Origin of the sequence: Campylobacter corcagiensis (assembly GCF_013201645.1) — a bacterium.
Taxonomy (GTDB): domain Bacteria; phylum Campylobacterota; class Campylobacteria; order Campylobacterales; family Campylobacteraceae; genus Campylobacter_B; species Campylobacter_B corcagiensis.
The window spans coordinates 1,275,558-1,289,457 of sequence record NZ_CP053842.1 but is presented as its reverse complement, the minus strand read 5'-3'; the positions used below and the strand labels follow the sequence as shown (position 1 = coordinate 1,289,457).

Sequence of the window (13,900 nt, the reverse complement as noted above, 5' to 3'; positions counted from 1 at the left end):
TTTTACGCCCCTTATTTTAGTTATCAAAAGGCAGTATTACCCCACCTTGTGAGTTTAGTAGCTCCTTTTTAATATCTTTATTTTTTATAACTTTATTACTGTATATACTATTATAAATATCATTTGCTATATTATCAAGAGCGTTTTTGTAAATTTCACTACTTTTGTTTAGTTTGCTTTTATATCTCTTAGTAACTCTTTGTGATTTATAAATTTTGGCTGTTTTAGCATCTTTTAGGTTGTAATTAACCAAGATGTCCACCCAAAAATTTCCGTGATTTTTCTCTATGCTAAAGCTATGAATTTCATAATCAAGTAAAATATTTGGCTCTTTTTCACTCTTAAATTTATTATTTAAAATTCTATCTAAATCTCTAGTTATTTTTCTTGATTTTAGAAATTTATCATCTACAATAAATTTATTTTTAATAGCTTTGCTAGTGCCAATAGAGATATTGTTTTTGATTGTTTCTTCGCAAGATTTTTTTGTTTTAGTAAACTCACATGTTAAATCACCACTTAAATCATTAGCCAATACAAAACTACAACCAAGGAGCAAAGCCAAACTAAATTTAACTAAATTTTTTACCATATTACGCTCTTGTTAGAGCCAACTTTAGTGATTTTGCTTTCGTTTTCCCAAAACGCTAGTCCGCTATTTATATCGGTTAAAGTTAGTAAAAAGTAATAATCAACAATTTGGCGTTTCTTATCAAGTCCAGCATTTCTTTGTATAATTTTACCAGATATACTCATATCAGGTGCTAAAAGAGTGCCTTTTTTAGCGATTGTATCTTGATTAAATTCATCATTGTTTCTTTTATCTCTTACGATATAAGTTGTCTCATCTTCAGGACCATTTTCGCTGGTAGCAGTTGTCATTACAGCTTTTCCTGACTGAAGTAGTGCTACACGGATTTTCTTTGTTAAAAGGTCTGTATCTATTCTTTGAGTTGTATCATTTATGATATTTCCCATAGATATCACATATCTGCCACCACCTGGGCGATTTAACGCACCACTTCTTAGAAGGCTATTTACTGCTTGCTGGGCTGCGTACTCAAAATCAGCACTATCAATGCCCATACTTGAGTATTTGCTAGCCTTGATACCAACTCCATCATTTACATACTCTGTTTTTGTACTACATCCTGCTAAAGCTAAAATAGCAATAACTGAAATAATTAATCTTTTTTTCATTTTAATTTCCTTGATACTCATAATTAGCTGGATTTACTCTTTTTTTGTCATATTTGGTTGGGTAGTTTATACGAATTTTAAACTCACCTGCATTTATGCTTGGTGAAATTCCGCCAATTATCACATCTTTTTTTGCTTCGACATTTACTGTTTTCCATTTTGATAAAATAGACTCTCTTACAAAGCCATCTTTATCTAGCCAGTCGATTTTATATGATATGAGTTGGTTTTTATTTGTGTCATTTTTAAGGACTGCTTGAGTCTCTTTTAGTCCATCATCTCTATCTTTTGATACCACGCTTACTATTTTAAAATCATCCATAATGCTTTTGTCTTCAACGATAATATTATGCTCTTTAAGCCTCTCGCTAGGACTTATGCCACACCCTAGAAACACTATTCCAGCAACGGCAATTAGTAAGTATTTTTTCATATTTAATTTGTCCTTTTTTAAAATTAAAGCTCTATCTTATCATAGTGTAGGTAACTTTTGGTTAATGATTTTAGGTAGATTATGGTGTTTTTATCTGGATCTGTTTTAATATCAAAGAGTAAATTTCCGCTATCATCGCTTATTTTGGCATATCCTAAATTTGGCATGCTAACGCTTTGAAATTCCTTTGGAAAAACAGGGATATGACGGATATCAGCTTTTGTAGTAAGAGCTGAGTATATAGCAAAAATAGCCCCTAGTGGGTTATCATCTTGGCTAGTGCTATACTGAAGAGTAGCTTTTGAAATAGCTCTAATTGCTTCTTTAGTAATAATAAGTGGGTAAATTTTGGAGTATTCAGCCCTTATGACTGCATCCATATCTGAAATTTTAACGCTTTTTTGTGAGTTTAAATTTAGATATTTATAACTTAAATTTGGTCTAGTTAAAGTAGGCAAGGCAAAGCCAGCGTAGTAAATTCTATCACTTGCTAACCATAATGGCACATCTATACGAGACTCTTTTAGTCCTGAAGCGGTGCCATTTTCATAAATAAGCCAAATTTGTTTATTTTTTAGATTTATATCTTTTTTTACTTGAGAATTTTGGTCTAGCTCTTTTAAAAGCTCTTTGCCTTTTTTATCACCTTGAGTTGTAAAGAAAATTCCAGCCATATAAGTTATAAAAGGATTTATAAAGTTAGAGTAAATTTCATAACTACCTAAGCTTTCATCAAAGGAATTTGAGATTTTTTCTAGTTCGTTTTGATTAGCTTCACTAAGTTTAGAACTAAGTTCGTTTTTAGCTTTTAAAATTTCAGTACTGAAGTAAATCTTTGCTCTATTTTGTCTAGCAAGGGCTCTGTTAAACTCAACTCTAGCGTTTGCCAAATCATTAAGTGCTAAGAAATTTAAAGCTTTATATAAATTTATCATTCCTCTTTCATAAAATTTGCCACTATAACTAAGTGCGTTATCGTTTAAAATAGTAGAACTAATGCTTGAGCTGGCTTTACTAGTAAGGCTTTTTGTATCAACGCTGTATTTATACTCACTCTCAGCTATATCAAAGAATTTATTGCTTAAGGCATACTCTTTACACGACCTGGCTTTAAAGCCTGATTTTAGGGCATTATAAAGTTTATCATTAGAGATAGTTTTTATCTCATCTTTAAATTCACAGTTTTGATGGTAAATACTACTTTTAAATTTACTAATATCATCACTATATCCGCCTATCGTAGCACATCCGCTAAAAAATAGTCCTAAAAATAAAACTATAAATTTAATCACAAGCTATATCCTTAGCAAAAAGTGGCATGGCTAAAATTTTAACCCCATCTATTAAAAACGGCTCATAAAATGAGTAAAATTCTTTAAATTCATCTTGATTTAGCAAAATCTCAGCTATCATTCCAAAAGCATCAAATTCTTTTTGTATTTTTATATTTTCTTTATCAAAATAGTGCTCAAATCTGCCAACTAGCGTAAAAGGAATGCTAAGTTTAACTATATCTTTTATCTCAAAATTTACTAAATTTGCTTCATTTATAGCTAAATTTACGCTGCTACTATAAGCCCTTACAAGCCCACCTGTTCCTAGTTTTATACCACCAAAATAACGAACGATGAAAACTCCTACATTTATAAGACTAGCACCCCTTAAAGAGTTAAGAGCAGGCGGACCACTTGTACCACGAGGCTCTCCATCATCGCTTTGATTTTCAACTATTTGGTGGTATTTGTTTAAATAGCGATATGCCCAAACGATGTGAACTGCTTTTGGGTGATCTAGCTTTAGCTGTTCGTGAATTAAGTCAAATTCATTAAAAGGGACAAGATATGTTAAGAAATTTGATTTTTTAATCTCTTGTTGGCTAAAGGCTGGAGTTAAAACTGTCTGCAAATTTATCCTTATTTTTAGGATAAATTATATCAAAATATATTAAATTTTAAATTTCACATATGCTTAACAAAATTTTTGTATAACTACACCGTGATTTTTTCAAAAGGAGTTAATGATGAAAAAACATCTGGTTTGGTCGGTTTATGTGAGAATTTTTCACTGGTCTTTGGCGGTTTGTTTTTTAATGCCATATTTTTTTAAATCTTACCATAAGGCATTTGGGACTGCTTTTTTAGTTCTTGCTATCTCTAGGATAATTTGGGGCTTTGGTAGCGTAAGATATACTAAATTTAGCGATTTTACATTTAGTGGGCTTTTTGATTATATTAAAAACGCGCTTAAAAGCTTAAAAACTAAAGCTAAATTTGATGAAAAAACAAAAATTTATGGCGGACATAATGCGGCATCAAGTTATGCTATTTTAGTTATGCTAATAGGTGGGGTTTTTACATCTAGCTTTGGGCTTATGATATATTTTATAAAAAAAGGTTTTATAGAAGTTGAAGATAAAAAAATAGTTACAAATTTGCTTGGAGATATTCATGGCGTATTTGCGATTTTTGTTTTTATGGTTGTAGTAGCTCATGTTTTAGGGGTTTTGATTGAGAAATATAGAGGTGGCGATTCGCTTAATTCAATGCTTATAGATGGTAAAAAAGTTAATGCTAAATTTGACGCTAAAGTATCAAATTTTTGGAAAATTTTTGCAGTTATTAGTTATGCTACTGCAATTTATACTTTTATAATCATGTCATAAAAGGGGCAAAAGCCCCTTAAGATTAGTCTTTTCTTATTTTTGCATCAGGAGTAAATAGTGGTTTTCCCATTAATTTAAAATCAGCTATAAACTTTTGTGCATCATCACCAACTATCCAGTTCATGAACTGAAGTGCGTTTTCTATATCTGTATCTTTACAATTATCAGGGTTTGTAGCTATAACTGAGTAGTAGTTTTTAAGGCTATTATCACCTTGACTTACTATAACTAAAGGTGAGTCTCCTTTTAGGTTATCTTCATATTTGATAAATGTACCTCTATCTGTTAGAGTTACACCTTTTTGTTCAGCTGCGATATTTATAGTAGCTATCATGCCTTGACCTGTTTGGTTATACCACATCTCTTTTTCTGGAGCGTTGCCTGTAACGCTTTTCCAAACAGCAACTTCTTTGTTGTGAGTGCCACTTTTATCGCCACGACTAAAGAATTTAATGTTTTCATTTTTGATGATATTAAAAGTTTCAGCTAAAGATTTGCCTTGAAATTTAGGAGCTAGTGATTTATCAGCAACTAATATAAAATCATTATACATAACCGGAGTTCTAGATACGCCATATCCATCTTCTATGAATTTTTTCTCAACTGCTGGCGAGTGAACAAAAAGCACATCAGCATCGCAGTTTTTACCCATTGCTAGAGCTTGACCAGTTCCAACAGCTACCCATTTAAGCTCAACACCAGTTGCTTGTTTATAAACAGGTGCTAAAGCATCAAGTAGGCCTGTATTATCTGTACTTGTTGTAGTAGCCATTAAAAGAGTGTTATCTTTTGCATAAATGTTAAGAGCGGTTAACGCACTTAAAGCTAAAACTAAAAGAGTTTTTTTCATATAAAATCCTTTAAAATAAAATATAATATTATTGTATCATATTAAAAGAAATTTTTTAGTAAATGATATGATATATCAGATTTCAGCATTTTTTGATAAATTTTAAAGTAAAATGCAAAATTAGCACATTAAAAGGTTAAATTTGGATTTTATATTAGATGGCATTATAAAGGCTTTTTATCTTCTTTTTACTTTTGATGATGAGACATATTTTGCTATTAAAACTACACTTTACTCATCAAGCATATCTATTGTTATAGCTCTAATTTTAGGTATGCCGCTTGGTTTTTGTTTGGGGCATTATGAATTTAAAGGTAGAAAATTTTTAAAACTTATAAGCGATACTGGCTTAGCCATACCCACTGTAGCAGTTGGGCTTATACTTTATGCTATTTTGTCTAATCGTGGCCCACTTGGAAATTTAGGACTACTTTTTACTATGAAAGCTGTAATTATTGGTCAAATTTGCCTCTCGCTTCCTATTGTTGTCTCTTTAACAGCAAGTGCGATAGAAAATATGGATAAAAAACATAAACTTTTGATTAGAAGTTATCATTTAAAAGGATTTAGAGAAATTTTAACGGTTTTGTATGAAGCAAGGTTTTCACTTCTTGTTGTTCTTGCTACAGCGTATGGTAGGATAGTGGCTGAAGTAGGCGTTGCTATGATGGTGGGTGGAAATATCAAATGGCACACAAGGACGATAACAACGGCAATCTCACTAGAGACAAATAAAGGTCAGTTTGCTATGGGTATAGCTTTAGCAATGGTACTTATTGGTATAGCTTTTTTAGTAAATTTAGCTATTTATCAGTTAAGAAGATTTGATAGATGAATATAGAAAATTTAGTTCAAATTTATGGCTCAAACAGAGTTTTAGATATAAAAAGCTTAAAGATAGATGAGAGAAAAATAACTGCATTAATGGGTTCTAATGGAAGTGGCAAAAGTACGCTTATTAGAATCATCTCAGGTCTAGAAAAGCCTGTTAGTGGTGCTATTATCTGCTCTTTAAAAAAAGAGGATATGTCACTGCTTTTGCCAGAACCAGCTCTACTTAAAAGAAGTGTTAGGTCAAATTTTAAATTTGTTCTTAAGATAAATGGCTTACTTAATGAGTTTGATAAAAGGGTTTGTGAGATGCTAGAGCTTGTTGGTCTTGATGAGAGCTTTTTAGATAAGCCTTACTACGCCCTTAGCAGTGGTCAAACCCAAAGGATAGCTTTTGCTATAGCTATCATTACAAGAAAGCCACTGATACTACTTGATGAGCCTACAAACAGCCTTGATAGTGCTTCAACTAAACTCTTTTCTAGAGCGATAAAATATATGCACAAAAAGTATGGTTGTGGTTTTATAATAGCAAGCCATGATAAAAAGTGGTTGAGTGAATTTGCTGATGATAAGGTGATTTTATATAATGGTAAAGTTAGCGAGTTTGAACTTATAAATGTTTTTATGCTAAAAAATGGATATATAGATTTAGGTTATGGGTTAAAATTTGGTCATAAATTTAATGATTTTGAAAAAGTAGCTATAAACCCTAATAAAATATCTATAAGTCTTACTCCTAAAGATGGATATTATGAAGGAATTTTGCACTCTTTATCTATTGTGTATGGTAATACTATGCTTGTAAAAATAAAATTTGGTGATTATTTGATAAAAGCATTTAGTAAATTTAGTAGTGATTATAGGGTTGCAGATAAGATTTATTTTTGCATTTGCGATGATGCCTTTGTCGGTATTTAAGATAAAATTTGATATAATTTTTAGATTTTAAAAATTTACAAAAGGTTATATCATGATACAAACTTGTTTATTTCCAGCAGCAGGATACGGAACTCGCTTTTTACCAGCTACAAAATCCCTACCAAAAGAGATGCTTCCTATACTTACAAAGCCACTCATACACTATGGTGTTGATGAAGCAAGAGAAGCTGGAATGAACCATATGGCCTTTGTTACGGGGCGTGGAAAAAGAGCATTGGAAGATTATTTTGATACAAGTTATGAGTTAGAACACCAAATTTCAGGTACTGATAAAGAAAATCTTTTAAAAGATATCCGTGAGCTTATGGATAATTGCCGTTTTTCATTTACAAGACAGCGTTCAATGAATGGGCTAGGGGACGCGATAAATAAAGGTAAAGTATTGGTTGGCGATGATCCATTTGGAGTGGTGCTTGCTGATGATTTATGTATAAATGAAAATGGCGATGGTGTTATGGCTCAGATGCTTAGAGTTTTTGAAAAATATAGATGTTCAATCGTTGCTGTTATGGAAGTGGATAAAAAAGATGTTTCAAAGTATGGTATAGTTGAAGGACGAGAGATTGACGATGGGCTTATGATGGTAAGTGATATGGTTGAAAAACCAAAACCAGAAGAGGCAAAAAGCAATCTTGCCATAATTGGAAGATATATTTTAACGCCAAATATTTTTACCTGCCTAGATAAGACAAAAGCAGGTAAAAATGGCGAAATACAGATAACAGACGCACTTTTAAAGCAGGCAAAAGAGGGCATTGTGATAGCTTATAAATTTAAAGGTAAAAGGTTTGATTGTGGCTCTCTTGATGGTTTTGTTCAGGCAACTAAATATTTCTATGATAGGCTAAAAAATGGTAAAAAATAGTCTAAATTTTAGCACAGTACCATTTGAAAATATTGATGAGTTTGCTAGGAGAATAAATGATGAGTTTGAAAGTGGCAAAGTAGGGTATTTCCACCTACCAAAAGGTAGCAAAAAACTTATAGAAAAAGCATCTGTAATAGCAGGTGAGTATGAGTATGAAAGCGTTGTGGTTATTGGTATGGGAGGCTCATCTCTTGGCACAAAGGCTTTGTATACTTTACTTAAAGACAAGGCAAAACTAAAGGCTTATTTTTTAGATAACTTAGACATTGCAACTTGTAAAAGCGTTTTAGGTTCTATAAATTTTAACAAAACTCTATTTTTTGTAGTATCAAAATCGGGAACTACGATAGAGACTATCACTATATTTAAGTATATTATTGATAAATTCGGTATTAAAAATTTTAAAGAAAATTTTATATTTATAACAGATCCAGACTCAAATTTAGAGCATTTTGCTGAAAAACATAATGCTAGAATTTTTCATATTCCTGCAAATGTTGGTGGAAGATTTAGCGTCTTTAGTGCAGCAGGAATTGTTCCGCTACTATTTTTAGGGATTGATACTAAAGAAATTTTAAAAGGTGCAAAAGCTTGTAAGAAGAGCTTTTTTGATGAAAAAGATGACTCTATACTTCAAAAAGCTTACCATTTTGTAACTCATAAAAGTGCTAAGACAAATGTGCTTTTTAGTTATGGTGATAAATTTACCCACTTTAACGAATGGTATGTTCAGCTTTGGGCTGAGAGTCTTGGAAAAAGATGTGAGTATAAAAGGGTTGGACTTACGCCTATTTCTCTTATTGGAAGTCGCGACCAGCACTCATTTTTACAGCTTATAATGGATGGAACAAAAGATAAAACAGTGACATTTATAAAAGTTTTAGATTGGGCTGATAAAGATAGTGCTTCAAATTTAAGTCTTGAATTCTTAGATAGTTGCGATTTTACAAATGGACTAAATATAAGTGAAGTTTTGAATTTGCAGTGCGACAGCACAATGAGAGCTGTTATAAATGAAGGTATTAGCACTGATCTTATAACTTTAGAAAAAATAGATGAGTGGCATTGCGGGTATTTGATCTATTATTATATGTTATTAACAAGTGCAGCAGGCATTATGCTTAATATAAACACTTACGACCAGCCAGGTGTTGAGGTTGGCAAGAGAATCTTAAAGATGATGTTATCTAAATAAATTTGATTATTTGTAAAATTTATAGTCAAATATTAGATAATAAAATTTATTGTTTACTTTTGCTTGCTATAATACTCATTATCAAATTATTAAGGAGACAAAATGTCAAAAGTTGTAGAAAAATTAAACCAAATTCAAGCTGACGCTTTAGTTTTAAGCGTTCAATTTCACAATTATCATTGGAATGTAAAAGGAAGTCAATTTCATGCTATTCATGAAGCAACAGAGTGTGCATATACTCATCTAGGTGAGCTTTTTGATGAAGTTGCAGAAAGAGCACTTATGATTGGTGGAAAAGCTTTGGTTTGCCCTAAAGAGTTAACTGAAAAAGCAAAATGCCCAAGAGTTAAAGCTGACTCTTTTAGTTGTAAAGAGGTTGTAGAACTAGTTAAAAAAGACTATACTTATCTACTTGAGCAATTCAATGAATTAGCAGAAATCGCAGATGAAGCTGACGATAGAGTTACAGTTGCTTTAGCTGAGGATAATATAGCTAAATATGAAAAAGAACTATGGATGCTTAGACAAACTCTAGCAGAGTAAAAGAAGTAATTTAAGGGGTAGAATTTTACCCCTTATAATCATTAAATAACAAATTCATTATCACCTTTTTGTATAGATACTTTTAAATTTTTATCAGCAGTTTGAAGCATACTGGTTACAGTACTGTTGCTGTTTGATATAGAAATTCCTATATTTATTGATAGTTTATTATATCCTTTGAGCTCTTCTGTAATGCTACTATCTTTTGGAACTCTGTTTAGTAGTAAATTTGCAATACTTATTGCACCGGTTTCATTTATATTAGGTGATAAAAGCATAAGTTCACCTTTTTTAGTTGAAAATAGCATATCATCACTTCTTATAAGATTTTTTATTGAGTTTATAACCTTAATAAGCAGTGTATCTGCACTTTCCAAACCTTTTAGATTTATTAAATCTTTATAGTTTGTCAGTAGTATTATCATCACAGAAACACCCTTTGGAATGAGAGTTTGTAAAATTTCTAAAGCTTTTGAGCGATTTGGCAAATCAGTTACTGGGTCAAGAACCGAAAATGCCTTCTCTTCCATTTTTTTAAGTCTATCTTTTATGTCTTGTAAGTTGTATTTTATGTTTTTATTTACTCCTACAAGTTTTTCATTTTTCTCTAAAATTTTAGATATTAGCAAGCTATAAGCTTTTGTTAAGGTTAAAGGTGTATCTTTAAAATTAATAATATTATAAGCTCTTTTTGGTGAAATTCCTGATTCTATTAAAGAAATTTGTTTTAGCAAAGCATAGTTATGTCTAAAGATATTCTCATCCGCCCAATACACCAAAAAAATAGCTAGTTTTATCACCTCATAAGGTTCATCATTTACGATAGAACACATCTTATCAAGCTCATTTACTAAAAAGTCATAGCCTTTTTTATGAGAAGATATCTGTCTTTCATCTATATCAAAAATCTTAGTTGCTAGTTTGATATTATCTATCTGATTTGCTGCGTAAACAGCGATATTTTTAAAGAAGCTATTAATACCAAACACCGATATACTCTCATCAGCAATACTTCTAATAAGCCCGTTTGTTATTTTAATATACTCTTCATCAAAGTTTTTGATTTTATCTGTAGTATTACTCATAGCTATTCCTTAGAAAATTAAGTTATATTTATTATATCACAAAAATAATAGATTTAGCACCTATTTTTAAGCTGTATGTTTTAAAGCAGACAAAATTAGTAAATTTTACATCCATTCTAAAATTTGGCGTATTTCCTTTGTTACAAAAAATTTCACCCCTTTTGTATTTGAAATTCTGTTTGGAGCGATTATTGTTTTGAAATTTTGTAAATTTGCCTCTTTTACGCGGCTTTCTAAATTTGGTATTTCACGAATTTCACCATTTAAGCTTACCTCGCCTAAAAATAGACTCTCTTTACTAATGGGGCGATTTTTAAAACTACTTACAATTGCTGCTACAACGGCTAAATCTGCCGCTGTTTCACTAATCTTAACTCCACCAATTACGCTTACAAAAACATCATATCCGCCAAGTAAAATTCCCATTTTACGATCAAGTAGAGCAATTATCATATCAAGACGGTTTTTATCATAACCTGTTGCACTTCTTTTTGGGTAAGAGCTTTCACAAACTAAAGCTTGAACTTCTAAGATTAAAGGGCGAGAGCCTTCCATTATAACTGTTATTGCACTTCCACTTGCTGCTTCGCCGCGTGTGAAAAATCTACTGTTTGCATCTTTTGCAGGTATTAAACCACTACTACTCATCTCAAAAATACCAACTTCACTAGTTGAGCCAAAACGGTTTTTAAATCCCCTTAAAATTCTAAGTTCTTTGCTTGCATCGCCTTCAAAATAAAGCACCACATCAACCATATGTTCTAGGACTCTAGGTCCTGCGATTGAGCCTTCTTTTGTAATATGACCGATGATAAATATACAAATTCCACGCTCTTTTGCTATACGCATAAGTTCAAATGTTATCTCTCTAACTTGAGAAACTGACCCAGGTGCAGAGCTTATCGCCTCGCTATAAAGAGTTTGAATGCTATCAATTACTAAAATTTTATAATTGTTTGTAAGCTCATTTTTGATATTTTCAAGTGAAATTTCAGCCAAAAGATAGAGATTTTCAGCTACTGCATCAAGCCTATTTGCACGAAGCTTTATCTGACTTAAGCTCTCTTCGCCACTTACATACAGGGTTTTTAGTCCGTTTTTAGCAAGGTTTGATGAAATTTTAAGAAGCAAAGTTGATTTGCCAATTCCTGGACTTCCACCTATTAAAACAAGCGAGCCTTCAACTATACCGCCACCTAAAACAAGGTCAAGTTCGCTATCATCGGTGCTTATACGCTTAATCTGTTCTACTTTAATCTCTGTGATTTTTTGAGCTTTTGGCGTAACAGCACTTTGTTTTGCTACACTTTTTAAAAACTCTACTTCGCTTTGTTTTAACTCTACAAAACTATCCCAAGCTCCACATTCTGGACATTTACCCATCCATTTTGCTTGTAAATTTCCACAAGCAGAACACTCAAATGTTGTTTTTTTAGATTTTGCCATTTAAAGCCTTTTTATAAATTTTATATCCTATAATGCCAAATCCCACACCAACCATATCAGCAACTATATCTAATAAGCTAAATTCTCTAAAATCTAAAAAGCTTTGAACTATTTCAATTTGAAAAGCAATCACCAAAAGAATGATTATCTTAGTTTTAAATTTTAGATTAAACCCTAAATTTAGTAAAAATGTAAGTGCAAAAAATGCCACAAAGTGGTTAAATTTATCCCAAGAATTTTGAATTATAGCGATATTTTTAGGGGTAAAAGATAGATACTCCACTCCTAAAAGTGCTATAAAAAATAAAACTCTACTCAAATATCGCATCAAGAAGCGTATCTAAAAATTCATCAGGGTTAAATTTGACTAAATCCTCCATTTTTTCTCCTACGCCTATATAAAGTATAGGAATTTCAAGCTCTCTTGCTATGCTAAAAAGTGCACCACCTTTTGGCGTTCCATCAAGCTTTGTGATGATAACACCATCAAGTTTTACTATCTCATTAAAGGCTTTTGCTTGAGCGTAAGAGTTGTTTCCCTGAGTTGCATCTAATATAATTATTTTTCTATGTGGCGCTTTATCCAAAGCTTTATTTGAAATTCTTACGATTTTTTCTAGCTCGTTTGCTAGGTTTTTTTGGTTTTGAAGGCGTCCTGCTGTATCTATTAAGACACTGTCAAATCCCTTTGCTACAGCTGAACTTATAGCATCATAAGCCACGCTTGCTGGGTCGTGACCCTGTTTTGTAGCTATGATAGGAACGTCTATTTTTATGCTCCACTGTCTAAGTTGCTCGATCGCACCAGCTCTAAATGTATCACACGCTCCAAGGATTACCTTTTTTCCACTATTTTTATATAAATTTGCTAATTTTGCGATAGTTGTTGTCTTTCCAGCACCATTTACACCAAGTATTAGTTCAACAAAGGGCTTAGTGTCTATTTTTGTGTTGTGTTCATACATAAAATAACTACTCATTACGCGTTTTAGATCATCTCTTTTTATCTCATCACTTGGCGGCAGGTAATAGATGATTTCATTGACTATCTCATAGTCAACATCTGCTTCAAGCAGCATCTCTTCTAGAATCTCTTTTGAGATTTTAGAGTCATTTGGTTTTGCGGATTTTAAAATTTCAGCTGTTTTAGCTAGACCTTTTTTAAAAAAATTAATCACTTTTTATCTTCCTTTGTAACATTATTATCATTTTCTTCTTCAGTTTCATTGCTATCTTTTTTAACTTCAAGATCTCCTGTTAGCTTTTCTATATCTTTTTGAAGCATCTCTTCTGCTATTATGCCAAAGTAGTGTCTATCGTAGTTTCCATTGCTATCATAAAGCACCATAAAAGGAATTCCTTTTATCCCGCCAATTGATTTAATCAAAGTCTCGCTATCTCTTGTAATGGAGTAGTCTATGTTATGCTTTTTGATAAAATCTTTTATCTCGTCATCGCCTATTGGATCATTTACTAAAACGCTAATTATTTTTAGTTTTTTTCCAAAATTTTTAGATAGATTATTTAGTGGTTTTATTTCAATAATGCAAGGTGGGCACCAAGTTGCCCAGTATACAAAAAGCGTAGTATGACTTCCATCTCCCATATCAAAACCACCATCTTTTCTTATCATGGTAAAAATTTCGCCATCAATCATCTCTAAATTAAAAGGAGCGTTTAAATTTTGTGTTAACTTAGCTTCTGTTGCTGGAATTTGCGTAACTTCTGCATCTTCATTTGTTTTTTCTTCTTCTTTATTATCACAACCTACTATAAAAACTAGCAAACAAGCGATAAATAAATGTCTAAATTTCATTAAATTTCCTTAGTGTTTTAAAAATAAGT

Annotated in this window: 17 protein-coding genes; 6 read left to right on the top strand and 11 right to left on the bottom strand. The window is 31.8% G+C overall.

Translation table 11 applies throughout. From position 1 onward, the window contains the following. Positions 1 to 16 precede the first annotated feature (16 nt). Genes CCORG_RS06620 through CCORG_RS06600 form a run of 5 tightly spaced genes read right to left on the bottom strand, consistent with a single transcriptional unit; the run spans position 17 to position 3,538 of the window. Positions 17 to 592, bottom strand: a complete 576-nt coding sequence (locus tag CCORG_RS06620; RefSeq protein WP_025803701.1) for a hypothetical protein — start codon at positions 590 to 592, stop codon at positions 17 to 19. Beyond that, positions 586 to 1,200, bottom strand: a complete 615-nt coding sequence (gene lpoB, locus CCORG_RS06615; protein WP_025803702.1) for a penicillin-binding protein activator LpoB — start codon at positions 1,198 to 1,200, stop codon at positions 586 to 588. Before lpoB ends, CCORG_RS06620 begins: the two co-directional genes overlap by 7 nt. A gap of 1 nt (position 1,201) precedes the next feature. Then, the gene (locus tag CCORG_RS06610) at positions 1,202 to 1,633 is read right to left on the bottom strand and encodes a DUF1425 domain-containing protein (RefSeq protein WP_025803703.1); all 432 of its coding nucleotides are present in this window, start codon (positions 1,631 to 1,633) and stop codon (positions 1,202 to 1,204) included. Positions 1,634 to 1,656: 23 nt separating this feature from the next. Then, positions 1,657 to 2,925 (bottom strand): COG3014 family protein, encoded by a 1,269-nt coding sequence (locus CCORG_RS06605; RefSeq protein WP_025803704.1) that lies wholly within the window; start codon positions 2,923 to 2,925, stop codon positions 1,657 to 1,659. After that, a complete protein-coding gene (locus tag CCORG_RS06600; protein WP_025803705.1) occupies positions 2,918 to 3,538 on the bottom strand; it encodes an IMPACT family protein in 621 nt (206 codons plus the stop codon). Before CCORG_RS06600 ends, CCORG_RS06605 begins: the two co-directional genes overlap by 8 nt. 115 nt (positions 3,539 to 3,653) lie before the next feature. On the opposite strand from CCORG_RS06600, the gene CCORG_RS06595 reads away from it, so the two are divergent. After that, on the top strand, positions 3,654 to 4,295 hold the full coding sequence (locus tag CCORG_RS06595; RefSeq protein WP_025803706.1) for a cytochrome b/b6 domain-containing protein: 642 nt from the start codon (positions 3,654 to 3,656) through the stop codon (positions 4,293 to 4,295). Positions 4,296 to 4,317: 22 nt separating this feature from the next. On the opposite strand, the gene tupA is transcribed toward CCORG_RS06595, so the two are convergent. Further along, a complete protein-coding gene (gene tupA / locus CCORG_RS06590) occupies positions 4,318 to 5,145 on the bottom strand; it encodes a tungstate ABC transporter substrate-binding protein TupA (RefSeq protein ID WP_025803707.1) in 828 nt (275 codons plus the stop codon). A 142-nt stretch (positions 5,146 to 5,287) separates the two neighbouring features. Between tupA and tupB the strand changes: the two genes are divergently transcribed. From tupB to CCORG_RS06565, 5 genes are all read left to right on the top strand, one after another. After that, a complete protein-coding gene (gene tupB, locus CCORG_RS06585; protein WP_025803708.1) occupies positions 5,288 to 5,980 on the top strand; it encodes a tungstate ABC transporter permease TupB in 693 nt (230 codons plus the stop codon). Then, complete coding sequence (gene tupC / locus CCORG_RS06580) at positions 5,977 to 6,897, top strand: tungstate ABC transporter ATP-binding protein TupC (protein ID WP_025803709.1); 921 nt, start codon at positions 5,977 to 5,979, stop codon at positions 6,895 to 6,897. The genes tupB and tupC overlap by 4 nt, the downstream gene beginning before the upstream one ends. A 52-nt stretch (positions 6,898 to 6,949) precedes the next feature. Beyond that, positions 6,950 to 7,783, top strand: a complete 834-nt coding sequence (gene galU, locus CCORG_RS06575) for a UTP--glucose-1-phosphate uridylyltransferase GalU (protein ID WP_025803710.1) — start codon at positions 6,950 to 6,952, stop codon at positions 7,781 to 7,783. Beyond that, positions 7,770 to 8,981, top strand: coding sequence for a glucose-6-phosphate isomerase (locus CCORG_RS06570; protein ID WP_025803711.1), 1,212 nt, complete (start codon positions 7,770 to 7,772; stop codon positions 8,979 to 8,981). Before galU ends, CCORG_RS06570 begins: the two co-directional genes overlap by 14 nt. 102 nt (positions 8,982 to 9,083) lie before the next feature. Next, on the top strand, positions 9,084 to 9,524 hold the full coding sequence (locus CCORG_RS06565; protein ID WP_025803712.1) for a Dps family protein: 441 nt from the start codon (positions 9,084 to 9,086) through the stop codon (positions 9,522 to 9,524). A gap of 41 nt (positions 9,525 to 9,565) precedes the next feature. Here the strand turns inward: CCORG_RS06565 and CCORG_RS06560 are convergent, their stop codons facing one another. The 5 genes from CCORG_RS06560 to CCORG_RS06540 form a co-directional block, all read right to left on the bottom strand. Next, positions 9,566 to 10,609: a diguanylate cyclase domain-containing protein gene (locus CCORG_RS06560; protein WP_025803713.1), complete on the bottom strand. Its 1,044-nt coding sequence runs from the start codon at positions 10,607 to 10,609 to the stop codon at positions 9,566 to 9,568. 105 nt (positions 10,610 to 10,714) lie between these two features. Next, positions 10,715 to 12,055, bottom strand: coding sequence for a DNA repair protein RadA (radA, locus tag CCORG_RS06555; protein ID WP_025803714.1), 1,341 nt, complete (start codon positions 12,053 to 12,055; stop codon positions 10,715 to 10,717). Then, complete coding sequence (locus tag CCORG_RS06550; protein ID WP_034971782.1) at positions 12,042 to 12,383, bottom strand: VanZ family protein; 342 nt, start codon at positions 12,381 to 12,383, stop codon at positions 12,042 to 12,044. Before CCORG_RS06550 ends, radA begins: the two co-directional genes overlap by 14 nt. Further along, on the bottom strand, positions 12,367 to 13,233 hold the full coding sequence (gene ftsY, locus CCORG_RS06545; protein WP_025803716.1) for a signal recognition particle-docking protein FtsY: 867 nt from the start codon (positions 13,231 to 13,233) through the stop codon (positions 12,367 to 12,369). The genes CCORG_RS06550 and ftsY overlap by 17 nt, the downstream gene beginning before the upstream one ends. After that, positions 13,230 to 13,871 carry a TlpA family protein disulfide reductase gene (locus CCORG_RS06540; protein ID WP_025803717.1) on the bottom strand — a complete coding sequence of 214 codons (642 nt, stop codon included), beginning with the start codon at positions 13,869 to 13,871 and terminating at the stop codon, positions 13,230 to 13,232. The genes ftsY and CCORG_RS06540 overlap by 4 nt, the downstream gene beginning before the upstream one ends. Positions 13,872 to 13,900: the final 29 nt, after the last annotated feature.